This is a genomic window from Fulvivirga kasyanovii (genome assembly GCF_009711405.1).
In the GTDB taxonomy this organism is placed as follows: Bacteria; Bacteroidota; Bacteroidia; order Cytophagales; family Cyclobacteriaceae; genus Fulvivirga; species Fulvivirga kasyanovii.
Genome location: NZ_SMLW01000130.1, coordinates 1 through 1,083, shown reverse-complemented (window position 1 = coordinate 1,083; position 1,083 = coordinate 1). Strand labels below are relative to the sequence as shown.

At 43.0% G+C, this 1,083-nt stretch carries 2 protein-coding genes; both read left to right on the top strand.

Going from position 1 to position 1,083, the window contains the following annotated elements; genetic code table 11:
- Nucleotides 1-555 (top strand): MBL fold metallo-hydrolase (locus E1163_RS00310; protein ID WP_155168541.1); only part of this gene is annotated, 555 nt, incomplete at its 5' end.
- Between the two features lie 7 nt (nucleotides 556-562).
- Nucleotides 563-1,083: CDP-diacylglycerol--serine O-phosphatidyltransferase (gene pssA, locus E1163_RS00305; protein WP_155168540.1), on the top strand; the 521-nt coding region annotated here is incomplete at its 3' end.

Here is a 1,083-nt window from a genome sequence, read left to right as displayed (position 1 = left end):
CCGGGATGTTATGAAGCATACGAAAAAAAAGAGCTGAAAGATTTTATTGCTGACAACGGTTTGAAAGTGGTCAAGCTGCTCAATACGCATTGTCACATTGATCATGTTTTGGGCAACGAATTTGTAAAGAGGGAATTTAAAGTAGAGCTATTCATACACCAACTGGATGAAGCAACGCTAAGGTCAGTAAAAGCCTATGCCCCTTCATATGGATTCACCAACTACGAAGAAGCCACGGCAGATCAGTTTTTAGGAGAAGGCGATGTGGTAAAGTTCGGCCATTCAACACTAGACGTTGTTTTCGTTCCCGGCCATGCCCCAGGTCATATTGCATTCATCAGCAAAGAAGACAAAATATGTATCGGTGGAGATGTATTGTTTCAGGGAAGCATAGGTCGTACCGATCTGCCCGGTGGGGATTTTGATACATTGATCAACAGTATACATGAGAAAATATTCCCTCTTGGTGATGACTTCACGGTTTATTGCGGCCACGGTCCTTCCACCAATGTTGGAACCGAAAAAAGAACTAATCCATTTTGTGCTGTAGCCTGACCTTGTTTTGAATATTAAAAAGCATATCCCAAATACGATCACCTGTGGCAACCTTTTCTGTGGTTGTCTCGGCATTGTCTTCGCATTCAAAGGAGACCTGACTTTTGCAACCTACCTGCTCTGGCTGGCTATGGTACTTGATTTTTTTGATGGTTTTGCAGCAAGAATGCTCAAAGTAAGCTCGCCAATTGGTAAAGAATTAGATTCACTGGCAGATATGGTCACCTTTGGCGTGCTTCCGTCAGTGATCATGTTTCACCTTATCGGCAGCTATTCTGATCATGAATATTTACCCTTCGCAGCATTTATAATAGCTATATTTTCTGCGCTGCGGCTTGCCAAATTCAATATTGACGACAGGCAGCAATCCGTTTTTATTGGTCTCCCTACCCCGGCCAATGCGCTGTTTATTTCCTCTTTTGCGTTCATTGTTGCATCCGATTATGGAGGCTTTGTCAACACCGGAGTACTACTCGCAATTTCCGTAGTATTCTCGCTTTTACTTATTGCTCCAGTAGAACTCTTTGC